Here is a 20856-nt window from a genome sequence, read left to right as displayed (position 1 = left end):
GCGTCACGGTCCAGCCGGACGGACGATGTGGCCGGGCCCGGCGTGGATGGAAGGATGGAGCCATGACGAGCATCCCCGCGGGCGCGGACCACCCGGCCGTGCGCCACTCCGGTCCCTTCGACCCGCCGGACGTCGCCTGGCAGAGCGTGTCGCCGCGGCTGGTCCCGGCGCGGCTCATCTCGATCTCGGTGACGCTGGGCGTGCCCCTCGTGGCGGGCGTCGTCCTGGCCGTCCTCGTCTCGCCGTGGTTCTGGCTGCTGGCCGGGGTGCCGGCCGCGCTGCTGCTGTGGGCGGTGCTCCTCGTGCCCCGGCAGGTCCGCGCGATCGGGTACGCCGAGCGGGACGACGACCTGCTCATCCGCAAGGGCATCATGTTCCGCTCGCTCGTCGTCGTGCCCTACGGCCGCATGCAGTACGTGGACGTGGAGGCCGGGCCGCTGGACCGCAAGCTGGGGATCGCGAAGGTGCAGCTGCACACCGCGTCAGCCGGCACCGACGCCGACATCCCGGGCCTGGTGCCCGACGAGGCGGAGCGGCTGCGCGACCGGCTGACCGCTCGGGGCGAGGCGAGGCTGGCGGGCCTGTGAGCACCCCGACCCCCGGCGCGACGCCGGGCCCGACCTCGGGTCCGACGCCCGGCCCGGCCCCGGCACCCGCCCCCGACCCTGCCGCGGGCGCGCCGTCCGCGCGCCACGACCTGACCTGGCGCCGCGTGCACCCGGTCACGCCGTTCGTGCGCGGCTGGGCGGCCGTCGTCGCGATCCTCGTCATCGCGGGCCAGCAGGTCCTCGACGACGTCGCCAACGCGGTCAAGGCCGCCGGCGAGATCCGCGGCCTGTGGTGGATGGTGCTGCTCGGCCTCGTCGTGGTGGCGGCGATCATCTTCGGCTACGCCGCGCTCGCCTGGCGCATGACGGCGTACGCGGTGGACGACGACGTCGTGCACCTGCGCAAGGGCATCCTGTTCCGGCAGCAGCGGCACGCGCGGCTGGACCGGCTGCAGGCGATCGACGTGCGCCAGCCGCTGCTCGCGCGCCTGTTCGGACTGGCCGAGCTGCGGCTCGAGGTGGCCGGCGGCTCGGACTCGGGCGTGGCGATCGGCTTCCTCAAGGAGGCGGACGCGCAGCACCTGCGCGCGGACCTGCTGGCCCGCGCCGCGGGCGTCAAGGCCGCCCACCGCGCCGGGGCGCCGGCCGCGCCGGCCGGTGGGGTGCGCCCCGCGCCGGACGACGCCGCCGCGGTCGCCGCGCCCGCCGACCTGGCCGACGGGCGGCCCGCCGGGGCGGGGCCCGTGCCCGACCCGGTGCCGGACCAGGGGGAGGCGGACGACGTCGCCCCGGAGGCGCCCGAGCGTCAGGTCTACGAGGTACCGCCCACGCGGCTGCTGCTGTCGCTGCTGCGGATGCCCGGACTGTGGTTCGCGGTGCTCGTGCTGGTCGGCGTGGGCGTGGCGGTGTTCGTGACCCGCGAGGTCAGCATCCTGTTCTCGGCGCTGCCCGCCATCCTGGGCGTCGGCGGGTACATCTTCCAGCGCTTCGCCGGGGAGTTCGGCTTCCGCGCGGCGCTGTCGCCCGACGGGATCCGCCTGCGCCACGGCCTGCTGGAGACCCGCGCGCAGACCATCCCGCCGGGCCGCGTGCAGGCCGTGTCGCTCACGCAGGGCCCGCTGTGGCGCGGGCCGGACTGGTGGCGCGTCAAGGTCAACGTGGCCGGCTACGGCGGCGGCGAGGGCCAGCAGGGGGAGCAGCAGCACGTGCTGCTGCCGGTCGGCCCCCGCGAGGAGGCCCTCACCGCGCTCTGGCTGGTGCTGCCCGACCTCCAGGTCGCGGACCCCGACGACACGCTCGCCCTGCTCGACGAGGCCCTCACCGGCGACGCCCGCACCGACCGCTGGTTCGTCACCAGCCCGAAGCGGGCCCGGCTGCTCGACCCGTGGAGCTGGCGCCGCAACGGGTACGCCGTGACGGGCCGCGCGCTCCTGGCGCGCGGCGGCCGGTTCGTGCGCCGCCTCGAGGTGGTGCCGCACGAGCGCACCCAGTCCCTCGGGCTCGAGCAGGGGCCGTGGCAGCGCCGGCGCCGCCTGGCGTCGTTCGCGCTGCACTCCACGCCCGGCCCCATCAGCCCGGTCGTCTACCACCTCGCCGAGGACGAGGCCGCCCGCCTCCTCGACGAGCAGTCCGTGCGCGCCCGGGAGGCCCGCGCCCACGCGGGTCCCGAGCGCTGGATGGAGGGCCCGCGGTGAGCGTCGCCGACGACCGCCCGACCCCGCCGTCGGCGCGGCCGGGCCGCCTGGGGGTGGGCGTCGTGGGCGCCGGCCGCGTCGGCGCCGTGCTGGGCAGCGCCCTGCGGGCGGCGGGTCACACCGTCGTCGGGGCGAGCGGCGTCAGCGAGGAGTCGCGCGAGCGGATCGCGACGCTGCTGCCCGGCGTGCCGCACCTGGAGGTCCAGGAGGTCGTGGAGCGCGCCGAGCTCGTGCTGCTCGCGGTGCCCGACGACGCGCTGGCGGACGTCGTGGGCGGGCTCGCGGCGCTCGGCGCCTGGCAGCCCGGGCAGCTCGTCGTGCACACGTCCGGCCGGTACGGCGCGGCCGTGCTCGACCCGGCCCGACGCGCCGGCGCGATCCCGGTGGCGCTGCACCCCGCGATGACGTTCACGGGGACCTCGCTGGACCTGCACCGGCTGGAGGGCTGCACGTTCGCCGTCACGGCGCCGGCGGCGGTCCAGCCGATCGGCCAGGCGCTCGTCGTCGAGGTCGGCGGGGAGCCCGTGATCGTCGCGGAGGAGGCGCGAGGGCTGTACCACGCGGCCCTCGCGCACGGCGCGAACCACCTGGTCGTCCTCGTCGCGCAGGCGGCGCAGGCGCTCGAGGCGGCCGGCGTCGAGCAGCCCGGCCGCGCCCTGGCGCCGCTGCTGTCGGCCGCGCTCGACGGCGCGACCCGCGCCGCGGACGTGCGCGACGGCGCCGGTGCGGTCTCCGCGCTCACCGGGCCCGTGTCGCGGGGCGACGTCGGCACCGTGCGCACGCACCTCGACGTGCTGCGGGAGCTGGCGGCGCGGACCGGCGCCACCGACGTCCCCGCGTCGTACACCGAGCTGGCCCGCGGCGCCACGAGCCGCGCGCTCGCCGCCCACCGCATCGGCGACGGCGCGGCCCGCGAGCTGCTCGACGCCCTCGCGCCGCCCGCGGCGCACCACCCCGACGACCCGTCCGAGGAGCCACGATGAGCGCAGAGACCCCCACCACCGCGGCGCCCGCCGTCGTGCGCACCCGGCCGGAGCTGCACGACGCCCTCACCGCGTGGACCCTGTCGGGGCCGGAGCCCACGGACCGGCGGGCCGTCGTCATGACGATGGGCGCGCTCCACGACGGCCACCTGCAGCTCGTGCGGCAGGCGCGCGAGGCGGCCGGGCCGACGGGGCAGGTCGTGGTGACGATCTTCGTCAACCCGCTGCAGTTCGGCGCCGGCGAGGACCTGGACCGGTACCCGCGCGACCTGGACGGCGACCTCGCGAAGCTGGCGAGCGTGGGCGCGGACCTGGTGTTCGCGCCCACGCCGGACGTCGTCTACCCCGACGGGGACCCGATCGTGCGCGTCGCGGCCGGGCACGTCGGCGAGGTGCTGGAGGGCGAGTCGCGCCCCGGCCACCTGGACGGCGTGCTCACCGTGGTGCTGAAGCTCATGCACCTGGTGCGCCCCGACGTGGCCCTGTTCGGGGAGAAGGACGCCCAGCAGCTGCTGGCCGTGCGCCGCATGGTGCGGGACCTGGACGTGGACGTCGAGGTCCTCGGCGTGCCGATCGTGCGCGACCCGGACGGTCTCGCGATGTCCTCGCGCAACGCCTACCTGTCCGACGACGAGCGGGCCGCCGCGCTGACGCTGTCCCGGGCGCTGCGGGCCGGTGCGGACGCGGCCGGCGAGGGCCCGGAGGCCGTCCGCGCCGCGGCGTCGGGAATCCTCGAGGCGGGGGCCGGTGTTGAGGTGGATTACCTGGCACTCGTCGACCCGACTACCGTGGACCCGGTGCTCGCGGACTTCCGCGGCTCCGCCCTCCTCCTCGTGGCGGCGCGTGTCGGCGCCACCCGACTGATCGACAACCAGGCCGTGGACCTCGCTGGCGGCCCCGCCACCAGCGCGAGTCCACAGGAGAACCCCAGTGACTGAGCACGCGAACCGCCCCGCCTCCCTGCAGCGGCCGATGATGATCGGCAAGATCCATCGCGCCACCGTGACGCAGGCGGACCTGCACTACGTCGGCTCGATCACGATCGACGCCGACCTGCTCGACGCCGCGGACCTGTACCCCGGCCAGCAGGTCGACGTGGTCGACGTCACCAACGGCGCCCGCCTCACGACGTACGTCATCCCGGGCGAGCGCGGCGGCCGCCAGGTCAGCATCAACGGCGCGGCCGCGCACCTCGTGCACCCGGGGGACACCGTCATCGTCATCGCGTACGGGATGCTCTCGGACGCCGACGCGCGGACCTACTCCCCGGCGGTCGTCTTCGTCGACCCGGAGAACCGGGTCGTCGAGCTCGACGACGACCCGGGCCAGGTGCCGGACGGCTTCGGGCTGGAGTCCAGCGGCGTGCCCTTCGCGGCCGTCCGGTGACGGCGGCGCGGACCCCCGACCGCAGCCCCGACGGCCCGGTGACGACCCGGTGAACGGGCCGCGGCTGGCCCGCGCGCTCGTCGCCCCGGCCCCCGGCTGGACCATCACCGCCGACGCGGTCGTCGTCGGCACCGGCATCGCGGGCCTGACGGCGGCGCTGGAGCTGCGCTCCCGCGTGCCGCGCGTGCTGCTGGTCACCAAGGGCGCGCTGTCCTCCGGGTCCACGGTGTGGGCGCAGGGCGGCATCGCAGCGGCCCTGCACCCCGACGACACCCCCGACGCCCACCTCACGGACACCCTCGCCGCCGGCGGCGGCCTGAGCGACCCCGAGGCGGTGCGGGTGCTCGTCACCGAGGGCCCGGACCGCGTGCGCGAGCTCGTGGCCCGCGGCACGTCGTTCGACGTGGGCCCGGACGGCGAGATCGCCCTCACCCGGGAGGGCGGCCACCGCGCCGACCGGATCGTGCACGCGGGCGGCGACGCCACCGGCGCGGAGATCTCCCGCGCCCTCGTGGCGCAGATCGAGGCCGTGCGCGACGACCCCGGCATCGAGGTGCTGGAGAACGCGCTGGTGCTCGACGTGCTCACCGGCGCCCCCGGCCCCGACGGCCGCCGGCCCGCCGCGGGCGTCACGCTGCACGTGCGCGGCGCGGGCAGCCGCGACGGGGTGGGCGCCGCGCTGGCGCCGGTGGTGGTGCTGGCCACGGGCGGCATCGGGCAGGTCTTCCGCTCGTCGACCAACCCGCCCGGCGCCACGGGCGACGGCATCGCCGCGGCGCTCCGCGCGGGCGCCACGGTGGGCGACCTCGAGTTCGTGCAGTTCCACCCGACCGTGCTGTGGCAGGGGCTCGGCGCCAAGGGCCAGCAGCCGCTCATCAGCGAGGCCGTCCGCGGCGAGGGGGCGCTGCTGCTCGACGTCGACGGCTACCGCTTCATGCCCCGCGAGCACGAGCTGGCCGAGCTGGCGCCGCGGGACGTCGTCGCGCACGCCATCGTGCGGCGCATGGCGGCCACGAACGCCGACCACGTGCTGCTGGATGCCCGGCACCTCGGGGCCGGGTTCCTCCGGCGCCGGTTCCCGACCATCACCTCGCGGCTGCTGGCCCAGGGCATCGACTGGACCGAGGAGCCCGTCCCCGTCGCGCCCGCGCAGCACTACCACTCGGGCGGCGTCGTGACGGACGTGCGCGGCCGCACCTCCGTGCCCGGCCTGTACGCCGTCGGCGAGGTGGCGTGCACGGGCGTGCACGGCGCCAACCGGCTCGCGTCCAACTCGCTGCTGGAGGGGCTGGTCTTCGCGCACCGCGCCGCCCGCGACGTCGCCCAGCGGGTCGAGGACGGCGAGCTGCGCTCGGCCCCGGACCCCGAGGAGCGCCCCGGCGGGTCGGCCCTCGTGGCCGCCGCGGCCCGCTCGCGCGTGCAGCGCGCGACCTCCGAGGGGGCGGGCCCGGTGCGGTCCGCCGAGTCGCTCGAGCGCGCCGCCGGCCTCCTCGACGCCGTCCGGACCGACGCGCACCGCGCCGACGGCGTCGTCGCCGACCCCCAGGTCGCCGAGTGGGAGACCACCACCGTGCACCAGGTCGCCAGCGCCCTCGTGCACGCCGCCTGGGTGCGCACCGAGTCCCGGGGCGGGCACTTCCGCACCGACTTCCCCGCGCCGGACCCGGCCTGGCAGCGTCGGGTCGTCCTGGCCCTCGACGACGACGGCGCCCTCCGCGAGGCGGCCCCCGTCGCCGCGAGGTAGCGCCGCACCGGGCGAGACGGTGCGGGTAGCGTTGCGACGCGTGACCGACCTGCGCCCCGACCTGAACCGCCCCGACCCGAACCACGCCGACGTGGACGGTGCCGACCTGAAGGGTGCCGGCCTGCCCGTGCACGACCGGGCCTCCGCCGTCGAGCCCGGTCTGGACGCGGCGTGGGTGGCCCGCGTCGTCGAGGTGGCCCTGGACGAGGACCTCGGCGCGGCGCCCGGTCGCGACGTCACGACGCAGGCCACGGTGCCGGCGTCGGCCACGGGGACGGCGGACCTCGTCGCCCGGGCGGCGGGCACGGTCGCGGGGCTGGTCGTGGTGGCGGAGGTGCTGACGCAGGTCGCCGGCCGCCTGGGCCTGCCGGCCCCCACCGTGACGTTCCACGCGCAGGACGGCGACGCCGTCGAGCACGGCCGGGTGCTCGCGGCGCTCGCGGGCCCGGTGCAGGTGCTGCTCGTCGCGGAGCGGACGCTGCTCAACCTCGCGTCGCGCGCGTCGGGCGTCGCGACGGCGACGGCGGCGTGGTCGCGCGAGCTCGCGGGCACGGGCGCGCAGGTGCTCGACACCCGCAAGACGACGCCCGGCCTGCGCGCGCTGGAGAAGTACGCGGTCCGCGCGGGCGGCGGCACCAACAAGCGGATGGGCCTGTACGACGTCGCGATGGTCAAGGACAACCACGTGGTGGCCGCCGGCTCCGTGCGCGGCGCGATCGACGCGGTGCGGGGCGCGTTCCCCGACGTGCTGGTCCAGGTCGAGGCGGACACCACCGCCCAGGCGCTGGAGGCGCTGGACGCCGGCGCGGACTTCCTGCTGCTCGACAACATGCCGACGCCCGTGCTCGCCGAGACCGTGGCCGCGGTCCGCGCGCGGCAGGGGCGTGCCGGCGTCCCGGCGCACGTGGAGCTCGAGGCCACGGGCAACCTGACCCTCGACCGCGCGCGCGAGGTGGCGTCGACCGGCGTCGACTACCTGTCCGTGGGCGGGCTCACGCACTCGGCGCCGATCCTCGACCTCGCCCTCGACCTCCGCCCCTGATCCCGGCACCCGGCGATCGCTCGTAGAATCTCCGGGTGACCTCCCCGCAGAACCCCGCCTCCGCCGCGCCCGCCGACGACTCCGCCGCGGGCACGGACGACCTCCCGGAGCAGATGCGCGTGCGCCGGGAGAAGCGCGACCGGCTGCTGGAGCAGGGCGTCGAGCCCTACCCCGTCGGGCTGCCGGTGTCGCACTCGATCGCTGCGGTGCGCGAGGGCTACGAGCACCTCGAGGCGGGCCAGGAGACGGACGACGTCGTCGGCGTGGCCGGACGCGTCGTCTTCCTGCGCAACACGGGCAAGCTGTGCTTCGTCACGCTCCAGGACGGCGAGGGGCGGCGCCTGCAGGCGATGCTCAGCCTCAAGGAGGTCGGCGAGGAGTCGCTGGCGTCGTTCAAGTCCGACGTCGACCTGGGCGACCACCTGTTCGTGCACGGGCGCGTGGGCTCGTCGCGCCGCGGCGAGCTCAGCGTGTTCGCCGACTCGTGGCAGCTGGCGGCGAAGGCCCTGCGGCCGCTGCCTGTGCTGCACAAGGACCTGTCCGAGGAGGCCCGCGTCCGCCAGCGGTACGTCGACCTCATCGCGCGCCCCGCGGCCCGCGAGATGGTCCGCACCCGCGCGGGCGTCGTGCGCTCGCTGCGCGACAACTTCCACGGCCGGGGCTTTCTCGAGATCGAGACCCCGATGCTGCAGACCATCGCATCCGGGGCGTCGGCGCGTCCGTTCATGACGCACATGAATGCCTATGACATCGATCTGTTCCTGCGGATCGCGCCGGAGCTCTTCCTCAAGCGCGCGGTCGTGGGCGGAGTCGAGAAGGTCTTCGAGATCAATCGGAATTTCCGGAACGAGGGCGCGGACTCCACGCACTCTCCCGAGTTCGCGATGCTCGAGGCCTATGAGGCGTACGGCGACTACAACACCATCGGCGCCCTGACGCAGGATCTCGTGCAGCGCGCCGCGCTCGACGTTCTCGGCACCACGGTCGTGACCCTTCCCGACGGTGAGGAGTACGACCTCGGCGGCGAATGGGCGCAGATCACGATGTACGGGTCCCTCTCCGAGGCGATCGGTGAGGAGATCACTCCCGAGACCACGGTGGAGCACCTCACGGAGCTGGCCGAGAAGGTCGAGATCTCGGTCGACCCGAAGAAGGCCAACCACGGCAAGCTGGTCGAGGAGCTGTGGGAGCACCACGTGGGCGACGGGCTCCACGCCCCGACCTTCGTCCGGGACTTCCCGGTGGAGACGTCGCCGCTGGTGCGCGCGCACCGCACGGTGCCCGGCCAGGTGGAGAAGTGGGACCTGTACGTGCGCGGGTTCGAGCTGGCCACGGGCTACTCCGAGCTGGTCGACCCGGTGGTGCAGCGCCAGCGCTTCGAGGCCCAGGCGCTGCTCGCCGCGGCGGGAGACGACGAGGCGATGGCCCTCGACGAGGACTTCCTCACCGCGATGGAGCACGCGATGCCGCCGTCGGGCGGGATGGGGATGGGTCTCGACCGTCTCCTCATGGCGCTCACCGGCCTCGGGATCCGCGAGACCATCCTTTTCCCGCTCGTCAAGCCGACGGCCTGAACGAAAGTCATCCCATGGACACCTTTGTCGCCATCTTGAGCGGGCTCGCCCCGTCCGTCGGTGTGGGCCTGCTCTTCTGGCTCGCGATGCGCAAGATTCTGCACGCGGACCGGAACGAGCGGCTCGCCCTCGAGAAGATGGACGCGGAAGAGGCGGCCGCTGCCGCTGCTGCCGCCGCCGTCCCCGCCGAGCAGGAATCCCGCTGAATTCTTGATGTCATTGTCGGGTCGCGTGCGATTCGCATTGACATTCCGGTGACGGAGAAGGCATTGTCGACGATGTCATCTCTTCATGACCGGAAGGCATTCACGTGGTTCAGAAGCAGCAGATCGTCCTGATCGACGATATCGACGGGAGCGACGCGGACGAGACCGTGACGTTCGCCCTCGACGGCGTCTCCTACGAGATCGACCTCACCTCCGCGCACGCCTCCGAGCTCCGCGACGCGTTCGCCACCTGGATCGGGCACGGCCGCAAGACCACGGCACGCCTGGGGGGCGGCACCCGTGCCGCCGCCCGCCGCACCGGCACCGACCGCGCGCAGCTCGCGAAGATCCGCGAGTGGGCCCGCGAGAACGGCCACGAGGTCAGCGACCGGGGCCGCATCTCGGCCACGGTGATGGCCGCCTACGAGGCCGCGCACTGACCTCGCCGCAGCACGCGCGCACGGCGCACCGCACGACCCCGGCCGGGCTCCGGCCGGGGTCGTGCGCGTTCCGGCCCGGGCGGCCGGCGGTCATAGGCTGAGGCCATGACGGACACGGGCGCTCGGGCGCAGCTCTGGGTCGGCACCTACCCGCAGCCGGGGGCGGAGCCGGGCAGCGGCGAGAGCATCTGGCGCGTCGAGCTGGACCGTGCCGACGGCTCGGTCGCCTCCGCGGTCCCGGCCGTGGCGGCGACGTCCCCCTCCTTCCTCGCGGCGCACCCGTCCGGCCGTTCGCTCTACGCGGTGGGGGAGACGGCCGCCGGCACGCTCACGGCGTTCCGCGTCGGGGACGCCGACGGCACCGCGACGCTCGCGCCGTCGGGCTCGGTGGCCTCCGGCGGCGACGACCCGTGCCACGTGCTGGCGCGCGGCGACGTCGTCTGGCTCGCGAACTACGGCGACGGCGTGGCGGCGGCCGTGCCGGTCGACGCGGCCACGGGCGACCTCGCCGCGGACGGCGTCGTCGCCCACCCCGGGGTCGGCAGCGGCCCGGTCGTGGAGCGCCAGGCCGGCCCGCACGCGCACTTCGTGGCCGAGGCCGGCGACGACGTCCTGGTGTGCGACCTCGGCGCGGACGTCGTGCGGCGCTACCCGGCCACGGGCGCGGACGCGGGCGCCCCCGCGGACGTCGCCGCCGTCCTGCCGCCGGGCACCGGGCCGCGCCACCTCGTCACCCTCGCGGACGGGTCGCTCGTCGTCGTCGGCGAGCTCGACGCCCGCGCCCACCTGCTGGTGCGCGACGGCGAGGGCTGGACGCCCGCGGCCGCGGTGCCGGTCTCCCCGGCCGCCGAGGGCGGGCGCGACTTCCCCGCCCACGTGACCCTCTCCGCCGACGGCACCCGGGTGCACGTCGGGGTGCGCGGGGCCGACCTCCTCGCCGTGCTCGCGGTGCGCCCGGCCGACGGCGGCGCACCCGTCCTGGAGCACCTCGCCGACGTCCCGCTGGGCGACGGCGCGTGGCCGCGCCACCACGCCGTGCTGGCCGCGGGCGCCGACGACGCGGCCGAGACCGTGGTCGTCGCCCTCCAGGGCCGCAGCGAGCTCGCGACCGTGCGGATCGACCCGGCGACCGGTGCCGGCGAGGTCGTCGCACGCCACGCCCTGCCCACGCCGCCCGCCTGCGTGCTGGAGTCCTGATGAGCACCTCGGCCGACGCGACGCGCCCCGGCCCGCGGGTGGCGATGCTGTCGGTGCACACGTCGCCGCTGGACCAGCCGGGCACCGGCGACGCGGGCGGCATGAACGTCTACGTGCTGGAGCTGGCGCGCGCGCTGGCCCGCCGCGGGGCCGAGGTGGAGATCTTCACGCGCGCGACGACGTCCGCGCAGCCGCGGTGCGTCGACGTCGAGCCGGGGATCCGCGTGGCGCACGTCGCCGCCGGTCCGTACGAGGGCCTGGACAAGAACGACCTGCCCGGCCAGCTGTGCGCCTTCACCGCCGGCGTGCTGCGGGCCGAGGCGCACCGCCCGCCGCACTGGTACGACGTCGTGCACAGCCACTACTGGCTCTCCGGGCAGGTCGGCTGGCTCGCCGCGGATCGCTGGGACGTCCCCCTGGTGCACACCATGCACACGATGGCGCGCGTGAAGAACGCGGCCCTCGCCCCCGGGGACGCGCCGGAGCCCGTGGGCCGGATCGTGGGGGAGGAGCAGGTGGTCGAGGCCGCCGACGCGCTCGTCGCCTCCACGCGCGAGGAGGCCCAGGACCTCGAGCAGGAGTACCGGGCCGACCCGGACCGCGTGCACGTCGTGGCGCCCGGCGTCGACCTGGACGTCTTCCGGCCGCTGGAGCCCGCCCCCGGGCAGGACGCCGACGACGCCCGGCGGGCGCTGCGCGAGCGGCTGGGCCTGCCCACGGACCGGAAGATCGTCCTGTTCGCGGGCCGCGTCCAGCTCCTCAAGGGCCCGGACGTGCTGGTCCGCGCCCTCGGCGTCCTCGCCGACCACGCCAGCTCCGGCGACGCCACCGAGGCCGAGGCCTGGTGCGACGGCGGCGGGTCGCGCGTGCCGATGCTCGTCGTGCTGGGCGGCGCCAGCGGCCGTGCGACGGCGGTGCGCGAGCTCGAGGCGCTGGCGCACCAGGTGGGCGTCACCGACCACCTCGTCGTGCGCCCGCCGGTGCCCCGCGAGGAGCTGGTCGACTACCTGCGCGCTGCCGACGTCGTCGCCGTGCCGTCGCACAACGAGTCCTTCGGCCTCGTCGCCGCCGAGGCGCAGGCCGCCGGCACGCCCGTCGTCGCCGCGGCCGTGGGCGGGCTCCAGACCGTCGTCGTCGACGGCGTCTCCGGCGTCCTCGTCCCCGACCACAGCCCGTGGACCTGGGCGCGCGAGCTCGGCGACCTCCTCGCCGACGACGACCGCCGCGCCCGCCTCGCCGCCGGCGCCCGCCGCGCCAGCGAACGGTTCAGCTGGGACCGCGCCGCCGCCGCCATGCTCGACGTGTACGCGCAGGCGGCGAAGGTGCACCGCGCGCGCCGCTCCTAGCCCGGGGTGTCGCGACCCGCGTCTACGACGAACGCGGCGACGCCCCGCCCACGAGCACGACGGCCTGGGCGACGGCGTGGTCCGGCGTGTGCCACACGACGACGGGGGAGTCGTCCCTCGGCGCCTGCGCGGCGTCGAGGCGCCAGGTGAGGCTCCCGGCGACCGACATCGGGACCTGGCGGGTGCTGCCGTCGGCGGCGGTGTAGGCGACCTGCCCGGCGACGGTGCACCGCCGGTTGTCGCGGTCCCACCGCAGGTCCAGCTCGGCGATGCGCCCCTCGGCCCGCTGCGGCTGCGCGGCGAGGAGGGCGTACGACCGGTCCCAGCGCAGGACGACGAGCTGCGGCCGCACGAGGACGAGCCACAGCACCACCACGACCGCGGCGCCCACGACGCACAGGGTGCGGGCGGCACCCGCGCCGAGGGTGATCGCCCCCGCGACGCCGCCGAGCGCGAGGATCGCGGCCGCGACCGTCATCGTGGTCGCGCGGCGGCGGTCGGCGGAGCGGTCGGGCACGTCCTGCGGGCTCGGGGCGGACTCGAGGGCCGCGCGGTCCGTCACGAAGGCGGTCAGGGTTCGGGGTCTCGCCACGGTCGTCCTCACTGGTTCGGGCCTGGGGCAACCGGTGGAGAGTAGCCGGTCGTGGGGTCCTCGACCCCCGCCGGGAATGCGCGAGCCCGCCCGGCGATTGCATCGGACATGCCGATCACCGGAGAGTACGCACCCAGCCCGTCCGCCCACGCCGCGAAGCAGGTCGAGCAGTACGAGAGCTCGGGCGGGACGAAGGGCACGACGATGCGCGGGATGCCCGTCGTCGTCCTCACGACGGTGGGCGCGAAGAGCGGCAAGCTCCGCAAGGCGCCGCTGATGCGCGTGGAGCACGAGGGCGCGTACGCCGTCGTGGCGTCCCTGGGCGGGGCCCCGAAGCACCCGGTCTGGTACTACAACGTCGTCGCGAACCCGCGCGTGGAGCTGCAGGACGGCCCGGAGAAGCACGAGTACGACGCCCGCGAGGTGACCGGCGAGGAGAAGGCGCTGTGGTGGGAGCGGTGCGTCGCCGCGTACCCGGACTACGCCGACTACCAGCTCAAGACCGACCGCCAGATCCCCGTCTTCGTGCTGGAGCGCGCCGACTCCTGAGAGGGACGCCTGGTGCGGACGCCGGCGTCCCGGGATCCGACCCGCGGTGCGGGCGCCGGCGTCCAGCAGGCAGGATGGACCCCATGACCTACACCCTCGTGCTGCTCCGCCACGGCGAGAGCGAGTGGAACGCGAAGAACCTCTTCACCGGCTGGGTGGACGTGCCGCTCTCGGAGAAGGGCACCGCGGAGGCGAAGCGCGGCGGCGAGCTGCTCAAGGAGTCGGGCGTCACCCCCGACGTCGTGCACACGTCGCTGCTGCGCCGCGCCATCAACACGGCGAACCTGGCCCTCGACGCCGCCGACCGCCACTGGATCCCGGTCAAGCGCAACTGGCGCCTCAACGAGCGCCACTACGGCGACCTGCAGGGCAAGGACAAGAAGCAGGTGCGCGACCAGTACGGCGAGGAGCAGTTCATGCTCTGGCGTCGTTCCTACGACGTGCCGCCGCCCGAGATCGAGCTGGGCTCGGAGTTCTCGCAGGACTCGGACGTCCGCTACGCCGGCGAGCCGATCCCGCGCGCCGAGGCCCTCAAGCAGGTGCTCGACCGGGCCCTGCCGTACTGGGACGGCGAGATCGTGCCGGACCTCAAGGCGGGCAAGACCGTCCTCGTCGCCGCGCACGGCAACTCGCTGCGCGCGATCGTCAAGCACCTCGACGGCGTCGACGACCAGACCATCGCCGGGCTCAACATCCCCACGGGCATCCCGCTGGTGTACGAGCTCGACGAGGAGACGCTGAAGCCGACCAACCCGGGCGGCACGTACCTCGACCCGGAGGCCGCGAAGGACGCCATCGCGGCCGTCGCGAACCAGGGCAAGTAAGCCCGGCTGTCCCGCGCACGACGGCGCCGCACCCCGCCCGGGGTGCGGCGCCGTCGTCGTCCCCGGCCTCGTCTCGGCGTTGCCCGCCCCGACGTCCGGCAGCGGTGATCAGTTGTGACCGGAACGTTGTCGGGCCGATCGTCTGCGCGCCATAGTGGCGGCGGGCCGCGCACAACGGCGTGCGCGGCCGTCTTTTCGACGACGAGAGGGACGCCCATGCGCGCACAGCACCCCGCGGCCACCGGCTCGGGCATCACGCGACGCCACCTGCTGCTGATGGGGGCCGCCGTCCCCGCCGCGGCGGGCCTGCTCGGCACGTTCGGACTCCCGGCGGCGCGGGCGGCGGACGGCTTCGACGCCCTGCGCGCCCGGTGGGCCGACTACCTCACGGGCGGCGCCGGGCTCGACACCGGGCACCCGCAGATCGCGGCGCAGCTCGCCGACCTGTCCTCCCGCGCGGGGGAGGCGCTGGCGGCCGCCGCCCCGGCCCCCGCCGCCGGCGGCGACGTGTGGGCCGACCTGCCGATGGCCGGGCCCGCCGAGGGCAACATCTCGCTCACCTACTCGCGCATCCTCGTCGTCGCGACGGCGTGGGCCACGCCAGGCACCGCGCAGCACGCCGACGCCGGCGTCGCCGAGCGCCTCGTGGCCTGGTACCGGCACATGAGCGCGAGCTGGTACAACCTCACGATCCGGAAGTCGGGCAACTGGTGGTTCTGGGAGATCGGCATCCCGCGCACCCTCGGCGACCTGTCCGTCCTCGTCGACGCGCTCCTCACCGACGCCGACCGCGCCGCCGCCGTCGCCGCGATCCGGCGCTTCACGCCGAACCCCAATTACCGCGGCACGTCCACGTCCCCCGAGACGGGCGGCAACCGCGCCGACAAGGCGCTCGCGTGCCTGCTGCGCGGCATCACCGGTCGCGACGAGGCCGACATGGTGCTGGCCCGCGACGCCCTCAGCGACACGGCCGGCGGCGGCCGCAACAGCCTGTTCCGCTACGTCACCTCCGGGAACGGCTTCTACGCCGACGGGTCGTACGTCGACCACTCGTACCTGCCGTACGTCGGCACCTACGGGAACGTGGCGCTGTCGGGCGTCGCGCGCTCGCTGATGCTCGTGACGGGCAGCCCGTGGGAGGTCACGGACCCGGACGTCGAGATGATCCTCGGCGCCCCCGAGCGCTCGTTCGCGCCGTTCGTGTGGAACGGCCGGATGATGGAGACCGTCCGCGGCCGGGCCGTCTCGCGCGAGCGCGAGCACGACTTCCACGACGGCTTCACGACGGCGGGATCCCTGCTGCTGCTCGCCACCCAGCTGCCCGCGCCCTACCGCGACACGTACCGGTCGCTGGCCAAGGGCTGGCTGTCGCGCTGCACCGAGGACTACACGGCGTCGGCCACGCTCAGCGACCTCTCGCGCGCGCTGCCGGTGCTCGCCGACGGCGCGGTCGTGGGCACGCCGGAGCCCGTCGGCCACCGGCAGTTCGGCGCACAGGAACGGATGGTCCACCGGGGGAGCGGCTGGGCGTACACGGTCGCGACGTCGTCGAGCCGCATCGGCCGCTACGAGTGGGGCAACGACGAGAACAACCTCGGCTGGCACCAGGGCGACGGCGCCGCCTACCTGTACGTCGACGGCGACCAGGGGCAGTTCTCCGACGACTACTGGCCCACCGTCGACCCGTACCGGCTGCCCGGCACGACGGCGTCCCTCGCGGCGCGGCAGTCGGGGGCGTCGGGCGCGGGGACCGGCATCCCGCGGGCGCAGAACCGGTGGGCCGGCGGCGTCGGGCTCGCCGGGCGGTGGGGCACCTCCGGGATGGACCTCACCAACAGCCTCGGCAACCTGCGGGCGAAGAAGTCGTGGTTCCTGCTGGACGACGCGGTGGTCGCGCTCGGCTCGGACGTGACCGTGACCGGCTCGGGCGCCGAGACGGTGCTCGAGAACCGCGGCTTCGCCACGGACCTGGACCCGGCGCTCCTGCTCGACGGCGCCCGCGTGACCGGCCCGGTCGAGGGCGCGACGCCCACCTGGGCCCACGTGGAGGGCGTGGCCGGGTACGTGCTGCTGGGCGAGGGGCAGGCCGTCCGCGCCCAGGTGGCGGACCGCTCCGGATCCTGGCACGACGTGAACTCCGGCGCCGACACCGGCGGCTCCACCGACGTCCGCACCCGCCGCTACGCCACCCTGAGCGTCCAGCACCCCGCGGGGACCACCGGCGGCCGGTACGGCTACGTGATCCTGCCGGGCGCCACCGCCGAGCGCACCGCCACCGTGGCCGCGGACGGCCTCGAGAAGCTCGACGTCCAGGTGCTGCGGCAGGACGCGACGGCGCACGTCGTGCGGGCGGTGCGGAAGGGGCGCTGGTTCCTGTTCGCCCACCTGTTCGCGGCCACCGACGAGGGCCCCGTGCGCGCCACCGGCCCGTGCGCCGTGCTCGTCTCCGGCAAGGCGCGCGAGGCCACGCTGGCCGTGTCGTCGCCGTCGAGGTCGATCGAGGGCGCGACCGTCGAGATCGAGCTCGACCGCAAGCTCACCCGCGTGACGTCGGCCCACGAGCGGCTGACCGTCACCGGCGGGCACGTCGTCACCGTGCAGGCGGTGCTGTCGAACGCGGCGGGCGCGTCGTTCGAGGCGACCCTGGCGGGCTGACGACGCCGGGCACCCGAGAAAACGGTGCGGGTGCCCGGCGGCCGGCTGGCAGGCTGACCGCGTGACCACCGGCATCGGCCTCGCGCGGGCCTACTACGCGGACGTCGTCCGGCCCCTGCTCGACGCCTGGCGCCCGGGCCTGCCGCACGCGGCGGCCCGGCTGGGCAGCGGGTCGGACGTCCTCGGCCTCGACGACGACACGTCGCGCGACCACGACTGGGGCCTGCGGCTCACGCTGCTGGTCGGCGAGGCGGACGTCGCGGCCGTGGACGCGTACCTGGAGGGGGCGCTGCCCGCCGAGCACGTCGGCCTGCCCACCCGGTTCGCGACGACCTGGGAGCCGGTGGTGCGGCACCGGGTGGAGGTCGCCACGCCCCGCGCCTTCGCGCGGTCGCGGCTCGGCCTGGACCCGGTCACCGGCCTCGACGCCGCGGGCTGGCTCTCCCTCACGGGGCAGAGCGTGCTGGAGGTGACCGCCGGCGCCGTCTTCCACGACGGCCCGGGGGAGCTCACCGCGATCCGCGAGCGGCTGGCCTGGTACCCCGACGACGTCTGGCTGCACGTCCTCGCCGCGGAGTGGGCCCGCGTGGGGCAGGAGCTGCCGTTCGTCGGCCGCACCGGCCATCGGGGCGACGACGTCGGCTCCCGCGTCCTCGCCGCGCGGCTCGCGGGCTCGCTGCTGCGCCTGGGCCTGCTGCTGGAGCGTCGCTGGCCGCCCTACCCCAAGTGGCTCGGCACGGCGTTCGCCGGCACCCCGTCCGCGGCGACGGCGGGCCCCCACCTGGCGCGGGCGCTCGCGGCGTCGTCCTGGCAGGAACGCGACGCCGCCCTCGGCGACGCGTGCGACGCCCTGCACGAGCGGCAGCGCGCCCTCGGCCTGCCGGCACTCCACGGCACCGTGACCGAGCCGTTCTTCGACCGGCCCTTCCACGGGCTGCGCGGTGTGCCGGAGCTGCTGCGCGACGCCGCGGGAGCGACAGTGCGCGGCCGGCCGGCCGCCGTCGAGCAGTGGATCGACGCCGTCGACGTCCTCACCGACGGCCCGCGGCGGGTGGCGCTGACCCGGTCACGCGTGGCCGGGACGGCGTAGGCCGGGATCTCTTGTCGCGAGGCGCGCCATCCGGTCGCTCGTCCCTCGCGACCTCCCGCCAGGCCCAGCCAGCCTCGCGACAAGAGATCCCGGCCTACGCCGGCTCCGGGTGCTCAGGCGTCCGCGCGCGCGTGCTCGTCGTCGAAGTTGCCGGTGACGAGGAAGGTGATGCGGCGGGCGACGGAGACGCCGTGGTCGCCGAACCGCTCGTAATAGCGGCCGAGCAGGGTGACGTCGACCGTCTCCTGCGCGGTGCCGGGCCACTCGGGGTCGAGCATCGCGGCGAAGGTGTCCTGGTGCAGGGCGTCGAGGAGGTCGTCGTCCTGCTCCACCTCGGCCGCCAGGGCGACGTCGCGGGTGGCGAGCAGCGCGGTCGTGCGCTGGGCGACGTGCACCGCCGCGCCGTGCATCTTGACGAACGTCTCGCGCGCCGGGCCGGGCACCGCCTGCGCGGGGTAGCGGCCCCGGGCGATCTCGGCGACGTGGCGGGCGAGGTCGCCCATGCGCTCGAGCGTCGCGCTGATGCGCAGCGCGGAGATGACGACGCGCAGGTCGGTGGCGACGGGCTGCTGCTGCGCCAGCAGGTAGACGCAGCGCTCGTCGAGCTCGGCCTCGAGCCGGTCGATCGCGTGGTCGGAGGCGATGACCTCCTGCGCGAGCTGGTGGTCGGCCTCGAGCAGGGCGTCGCCCGCGCGGCGGATGGCGGACTCGACGAGCCGGCTCATCTCGATGAGGTCGTCACCGACCTGGCGCAGCTCGGCCTCGAAGATCTCTCGCATTGCAGTCCTCTCGGGTCAAAGGTTCTGACGGCACCCTGCCACGCCCTGTGGACGTGCCGGGGGCGCCCAGGTGAACTCCGGGAGGGCCGAAGGTGAACAGTGGGCGACGGCTCGCTGAGCAGTTCCGCTCCACGACGGATTCCCGCGGCGACGCCACCTAGGCTGCTGCTGTGGACGGAATCATCCCGGGCGTGACCGCGGTCGTCGCGGGCATCTTCGGCGTCGTGGTCGGCGTGATCGCCACGGTCGCCTTCCGCTTCTCCGAGCGTGCCCACCACCGGTCGCCGGAGGCGCCCCCCGCCGAGCTCGACGAGGGGCTCGTCCGCGTGCTCGCGGTCCTCCGGTCGGCGGCGGTGGTCCTGGACGGGGAGGACGACGTCGTGCGGGCGTCGCCGCCGGCGTACGCGCTGGGCGTGGTGCGTAACGACGCCCTCCAGCACCCGGCGATCGTGGACCTGGTGCGCCAGGTGCGTCGCGACGGCGTGATCCGGGAGAAGGAGCTCGAGCTGCCGCGCGGGCCGATCGGCTCCGGCACGGTGCTGCTGCAGGTGCGCGTCGCGCCCGTCGGGCCCGACAAGCTGCTGGTGCTCGCCGAGGACCGCACCGAGGCCCGCCGCGTCGAGGCGATCCGCCGCGACTTCGTCGTCAACGTCTCGCACGAGCTGAAGACGCCCGTGGGCGCGCTCGCGCTGCTGGCCGAGACGGTGCAGGACGCCGCGGACGACCCGGTGGCGGTGCGCCGCTTCACGCAGCGCATGCAGGCGGAGGCCCAGCGGCTGTCCGCGCTGGTGCACGAGATCATCGAGCTGTCCCGCCTGCAGGTGGCCGGCGCGCTGCAGGAGGTGAGCACCATCCCGGTGCGCGACGTCGTGTCCGAGGCCGTAGACCGGGCACGGACCACCGCGCAGGCGAAGAACATCACCATCACGGTGGGCGGCACCGCGGACGTGCTCGTCTACGGCGACCACAACCTGCTGGTGACGGCGGTGCGCAACCTGCTCGACAACGCGGTGGCGTACTCGGCGGAGAACACGCGGGTGGGCGTGGGCGTGCGCGAGCGCGCCGGCCTGGTCGAGATCGACGTCGTCGACCAGGGCGTCGGCATCGCCGCGGACGAGCAGGAGCGGGTCTTCGAGCGCTTCTACCGCGTGGACCCGGCGCGCTCCCGCGACACGGGCGGCACGGGCCTCGGCCTGAGCATCGTCAAGCACGTGGCGGCCGACCACGGCGGCGACGTGCAGATGTGGTCGGAGCCCGGCAAGGGCTCCACGTTCACGCTGCGCATCCCGTCGGCCGACGTGCCGCAGGAGGTGCCGTCGGACGCTCCGCCGGCGCAGCACCTCACCCCGCCGGACCGGAACCCGCAGGACCAGACCCAGCACGACCATGGCACGACTGACGAGGAGGTAGGTGCGTGACGCGCATCCTGGTGGTCGAGGACGAGGAGTCCTACCGGGACCCCCTGACATATCAGCTGACCCGCGAGGGCTTCGAGGTCGTGGAGGCCTCGAACGGGGTGGACGCGCTGGCCGCCTACGACGACGGCGGCGCGGACCTGGTGCTGCTCGACCTCATGCTGCCCGGGCTGTCCGGCACGGAGGTGTGCCGCGAGCTGCGGCAGCGCGGCGACGTGCCCGTCATCATGCTCACGGCCAAGGACTCCGAGATCGACAAGGTCGTGGGCCTGGAGCTGGGCGCCGACGACTACGTCACCAAGCCGTACTCGTTCCGCGAGCTGCTGGCGCGCATGCGCGCCGTGATGCGCCGGCGTGGGCCCTCGGCGCCGGAGACGGCGTCCAACGGGCACGACGACGACGGCGAGCCCGTGCTCGAGGTCGGGCCGGTGCGCATGGACGTGGAGCGGCACACCGTGACGGTGGACGGCGCCGCGGTGTCCCTGCCGCTCAAGGAGTTCGACCTGCTGGAGCTGCTGCTGCGCAACGCCGGCCGCGTGCTCACCCGCGGGCAGCTCATCGACCGTGTGTGGGGCGCGGACTACGTCGGCGACACGAAGACGCTCGACGTTCACGTGAAGCGGATCCGCTCCAAGATCGAGCCGGACCCGGGCTCCCCGCAGCTGCTCCTCACCGTGCGCGGGCTGGGCTACAAGCTCGCCGACGAGGACGCCTGACCGCACCTCACCACCCCGCGCCGAACAGGCGGTTGCGCACGTTCTGAGAGCTCAGGACGTGCGCAACCGCCTGTTC

At 75.3% G+C, this 20856-nt stretch carries 20 protein-coding genes; 18 read left to right on the top strand and 2 right to left on the bottom strand.

Annotation, left to right across the window (positions count from 1 at the left end):
- Positions 1 to 62 precede the first annotated feature (62 nt).
- From ACFU9A_RS17980 to mshA, 12 genes are all read left to right on the top strand, one after another.
- Complete coding sequence (locus ACFU9A_RS17980) at positions 63 to 587, top strand: PH domain-containing protein (RefSeq protein ID WP_430576663.1); 525 nt, start codon at positions 63 to 65, stop codon at positions 585 to 587.
- Complete coding sequence (locus tag ACFU9A_RS17975) at positions 584 to 2242, top strand: PH domain-containing protein (protein WP_430576662.1); 1659 nt, start codon at positions 584 to 586, stop codon at positions 2240 to 2242. The genes ACFU9A_RS17980 and ACFU9A_RS17975 overlap by 4 nt, the downstream gene beginning before the upstream one ends.
- On the top strand, positions 2239 to 3225 hold the full coding sequence (locus ACFU9A_RS17970) for a Rossmann-like and DUF2520 domain-containing protein (protein WP_430576661.1): 987 nt from the start codon (positions 2239 to 2241) through the stop codon (positions 3223 to 3225). The genes ACFU9A_RS17975 and ACFU9A_RS17970 overlap by 4 nt, the downstream gene beginning before the upstream one ends.
- Complete coding sequence (panC, locus tag ACFU9A_RS17965; RefSeq protein ID WP_430576660.1) at positions 3222 to 4163, top strand: pantoate--beta-alanine ligase; 942 nt, start codon at positions 3222 to 3224, stop codon at positions 4161 to 4163. The genes ACFU9A_RS17970 and panC overlap by 4 nt, the downstream gene beginning before the upstream one ends.
- A gap of 34 nt (positions 4164 to 4197) precedes the next feature.
- On the top strand, positions 4198 to 4611 hold the full coding sequence (panD, locus tag ACFU9A_RS17960) for an aspartate 1-decarboxylase (protein WP_430576970.1): 414 nt from the start codon (positions 4198 to 4200) through the stop codon (positions 4609 to 4611).
- 49 nt (positions 4612 to 4660) lie between these two features.
- Positions 4661 to 6355 carry an L-aspartate oxidase gene (locus tag ACFU9A_RS17955; RefSeq protein WP_430576659.1) on the top strand — a complete coding sequence of 565 codons (1695 nt, stop codon included), beginning with the start codon at positions 4661 to 4663 and terminating at the stop codon, positions 6353 to 6355.
- Between the two features lie 121 nt (positions 6356 to 6476).
- Positions 6477 to 7397 carry a carboxylating nicotinate-nucleotide diphosphorylase gene (gene nadC / locus ACFU9A_RS17950; RefSeq protein WP_430576969.1) on the top strand — a complete coding sequence of 307 codons (921 nt, stop codon included), beginning with the start codon at positions 6477 to 6479 and terminating at the stop codon, positions 7395 to 7397.
- Positions 7398 to 7432: 35 nt separating this feature from the next.
- A complete protein-coding gene (lysS, locus tag ACFU9A_RS17945) occupies positions 7433 to 8971 on the top strand; it encodes a lysine--tRNA ligase (protein ID WP_430576658.1) in 1539 nt (512 codons plus the stop codon).
- 14 nt (positions 8972 to 8985) lie between these two features.
- Positions 8986 to 9177, top strand: coding sequence for a hypothetical protein (locus tag ACFU9A_RS17940; protein WP_430576657.1), 192 nt, complete (start codon positions 8986 to 8988; stop codon positions 9175 to 9177).
- 104 nt (positions 9178 to 9281) lie between these two features.
- The gene (locus ACFU9A_RS17935; protein WP_430576656.1) at positions 9282 to 9617 is read left to right on the top strand and encodes an Lsr2 family protein; all 336 of its coding nucleotides are present in this window, start codon (positions 9282 to 9284) and stop codon (positions 9615 to 9617) included.
- 105 nt (positions 9618 to 9722) lie between these two features.
- The gene (locus tag ACFU9A_RS17930) at positions 9723 to 10814 is read left to right on the top strand and encodes a lactonase family protein (RefSeq protein ID WP_430576655.1); all 1092 of its coding nucleotides are present in this window, start codon (positions 9723 to 9725) and stop codon (positions 10812 to 10814) included.
- Positions 10814 to 12160 carry a D-inositol-3-phosphate glycosyltransferase gene (gene mshA, locus ACFU9A_RS17925; RefSeq protein WP_430576654.1) on the top strand — a complete coding sequence of 449 codons (1347 nt, stop codon included), beginning with the start codon at positions 10814 to 10816 and terminating at the stop codon, positions 12158 to 12160. Before ACFU9A_RS17930 ends, mshA begins: the two co-directional genes overlap by 1 nt.
- Positions 12161 to 12182: 22 nt before the next feature.
- Here mshA and ACFU9A_RS17920 read toward each other — a convergent pair whose 3' ends face one another.
- Positions 12183 to 12752, bottom strand: a complete 570-nt coding sequence (locus tag ACFU9A_RS17920; protein WP_430576653.1) for a hypothetical protein — start codon at positions 12750 to 12752, stop codon at positions 12183 to 12185.
- Between the two features lie 108 nt (positions 12753 to 12860).
- Between ACFU9A_RS17920 and ACFU9A_RS17915 the strand changes: the two genes are divergently transcribed.
- The 4 genes from ACFU9A_RS17915 (at position 12861) to ACFU9A_RS17900 (ending at position 17870) form a co-directional block, all read left to right on the top strand.
- Positions 12861 to 13301 carry a nitroreductase family deazaflavin-dependent oxidoreductase gene (locus tag ACFU9A_RS17915; RefSeq protein ID WP_430576652.1) on the top strand — a complete coding sequence of 147 codons (441 nt, stop codon included), beginning with the start codon at positions 12861 to 12863 and terminating at the stop codon, positions 13299 to 13301.
- 83 nt (positions 13302 to 13384) lie between these two features.
- Positions 13385 to 14125 (top strand): phosphoglyceromutase, encoded by a 741-nt coding sequence (locus ACFU9A_RS17910; protein WP_430576651.1) that lies wholly within the window; start codon positions 13385 to 13387, stop codon positions 14123 to 14125.
- 216 nt (positions 14126 to 14341) lie between these two features.
- Positions 14342 to 16780: a polysaccharide lyase 8 family protein gene (locus ACFU9A_RS17905; RefSeq protein ID WP_430576650.1), complete on the top strand. Its 2439-nt coding sequence runs from the start codon at positions 14342 to 14344 to the stop codon at positions 16778 to 16780.
- A gap of 61 nt (positions 16781 to 16841) precedes the next feature.
- Positions 16842 to 17870, top strand: coding sequence for a DUF4037 domain-containing protein (locus ACFU9A_RS17900; protein ID WP_430576649.1), 1029 nt, complete (start codon positions 16842 to 16844; stop codon positions 17868 to 17870).
- 113 nt (positions 17871 to 17983) lie between these two features.
- Here the strand turns inward: ACFU9A_RS17900 and phoU are convergent, their stop codons facing one another.
- Complete coding sequence (gene phoU / locus ACFU9A_RS17895) at positions 17984 to 18649, bottom strand: phosphate signaling complex protein PhoU (RefSeq protein WP_430576648.1); 666 nt, start codon at positions 18647 to 18649, stop codon at positions 17984 to 17986.
- Between the two features lie 170 nt (positions 18650 to 18819).
- Here phoU and ACFU9A_RS17890 point away from each other — a divergent pair, with 170 nt between their 5' ends.
- Both ACFU9A_RS17890 and ACFU9A_RS17885 read left to right on the top strand, forming a co-directional pair.
- Complete coding sequence (locus ACFU9A_RS17890) at positions 18820 to 20067, top strand: sensor histidine kinase (RefSeq protein ID WP_430576647.1); 1248 nt, start codon at positions 18820 to 18822, stop codon at positions 20065 to 20067.
- Positions 20064 to 20780 (top strand): response regulator transcription factor, encoded by a 717-nt coding sequence (locus tag ACFU9A_RS17885; protein ID WP_430576646.1) that lies wholly within the window; start codon positions 20064 to 20066, stop codon positions 20778 to 20780. Before ACFU9A_RS17890 ends, ACFU9A_RS17885 begins: the two co-directional genes overlap by 4 nt.
- Positions 20781 to 20856 lie beyond the last annotated feature (76 nt).

Source organism: Isoptericola sp. NPDC057653 (assembly GCF_042799955.1).
In the GTDB taxonomy this organism is placed as follows: Bacteria; Actinomycetota; Actinomycetes; order Actinomycetales; family Cellulomonadaceae; genus Isoptericola.
This window is presented reverse-complemented; position numbering and strand designations above follow the sequence as displayed.

Coding starts and splice junctions, on each gene's coding strand:
- ACFU9A_RS17940 (WP_430576657.1), top strand. CDS start 8,986: ATGGACACCTTTGTCGCCATCTTGAGCGGGCTCGCCCCGTCCGTCGGT.
- panD (WP_430576970.1), top strand. CDS start 4,198: ATGATGATCGGCAAGATCCATCGCGCCACCGTGACGCAGGCGGACCTG.
- phoU (WP_430576648.1), bottom strand. CDS start 18,649: ATGCGAGAGATCTTCGAGGCCGAGCTGCGCCAGGTCGGTGACGACCTC.
- panC (WP_430576660.1), top strand. CDS start 3,222: ATGAGCGCAGAGACCCCCACCACCGCGGCGCCCGCCGTCGTGCGCACC.
- ACFU9A_RS17905 (WP_430576650.1), top strand. CDS start 14,342: ATGCGCGCACAGCACCCCGCGGCCACCGGCTCGGGCATCACGCGACGC.
- ACFU9A_RS17915 (WP_430576652.1), top strand. CDS start 12,861: ATGCCGATCACCGGAGAGTACGCACCCAGCCCGTCCGCCCACGCCGCG.
- ACFU9A_RS17980 (WP_430576663.1), top strand. CDS start 63: ATGACGAGCATCCCCGCGGGCGCGGACCACCCGGCCGTGCGCCACTCC.
- ACFU9A_RS17910 (WP_430576651.1), top strand. CDS start 13,385: ATGACCTACACCCTCGTGCTGCTCCGCCACGGCGAGAGCGAGTGGAAC.
- mshA (WP_430576654.1), top strand. CDS start 10,814: ATGAGCACCTCGGCCGACGCGACGCGCCCCGGCCCGCGGGTGGCGATG.
- ACFU9A_RS17930 (WP_430576655.1), top strand. CDS start 9,723: ATGACGGACACGGGCGCTCGGGCGCAGCTCTGGGTCGGCACCTACCCG.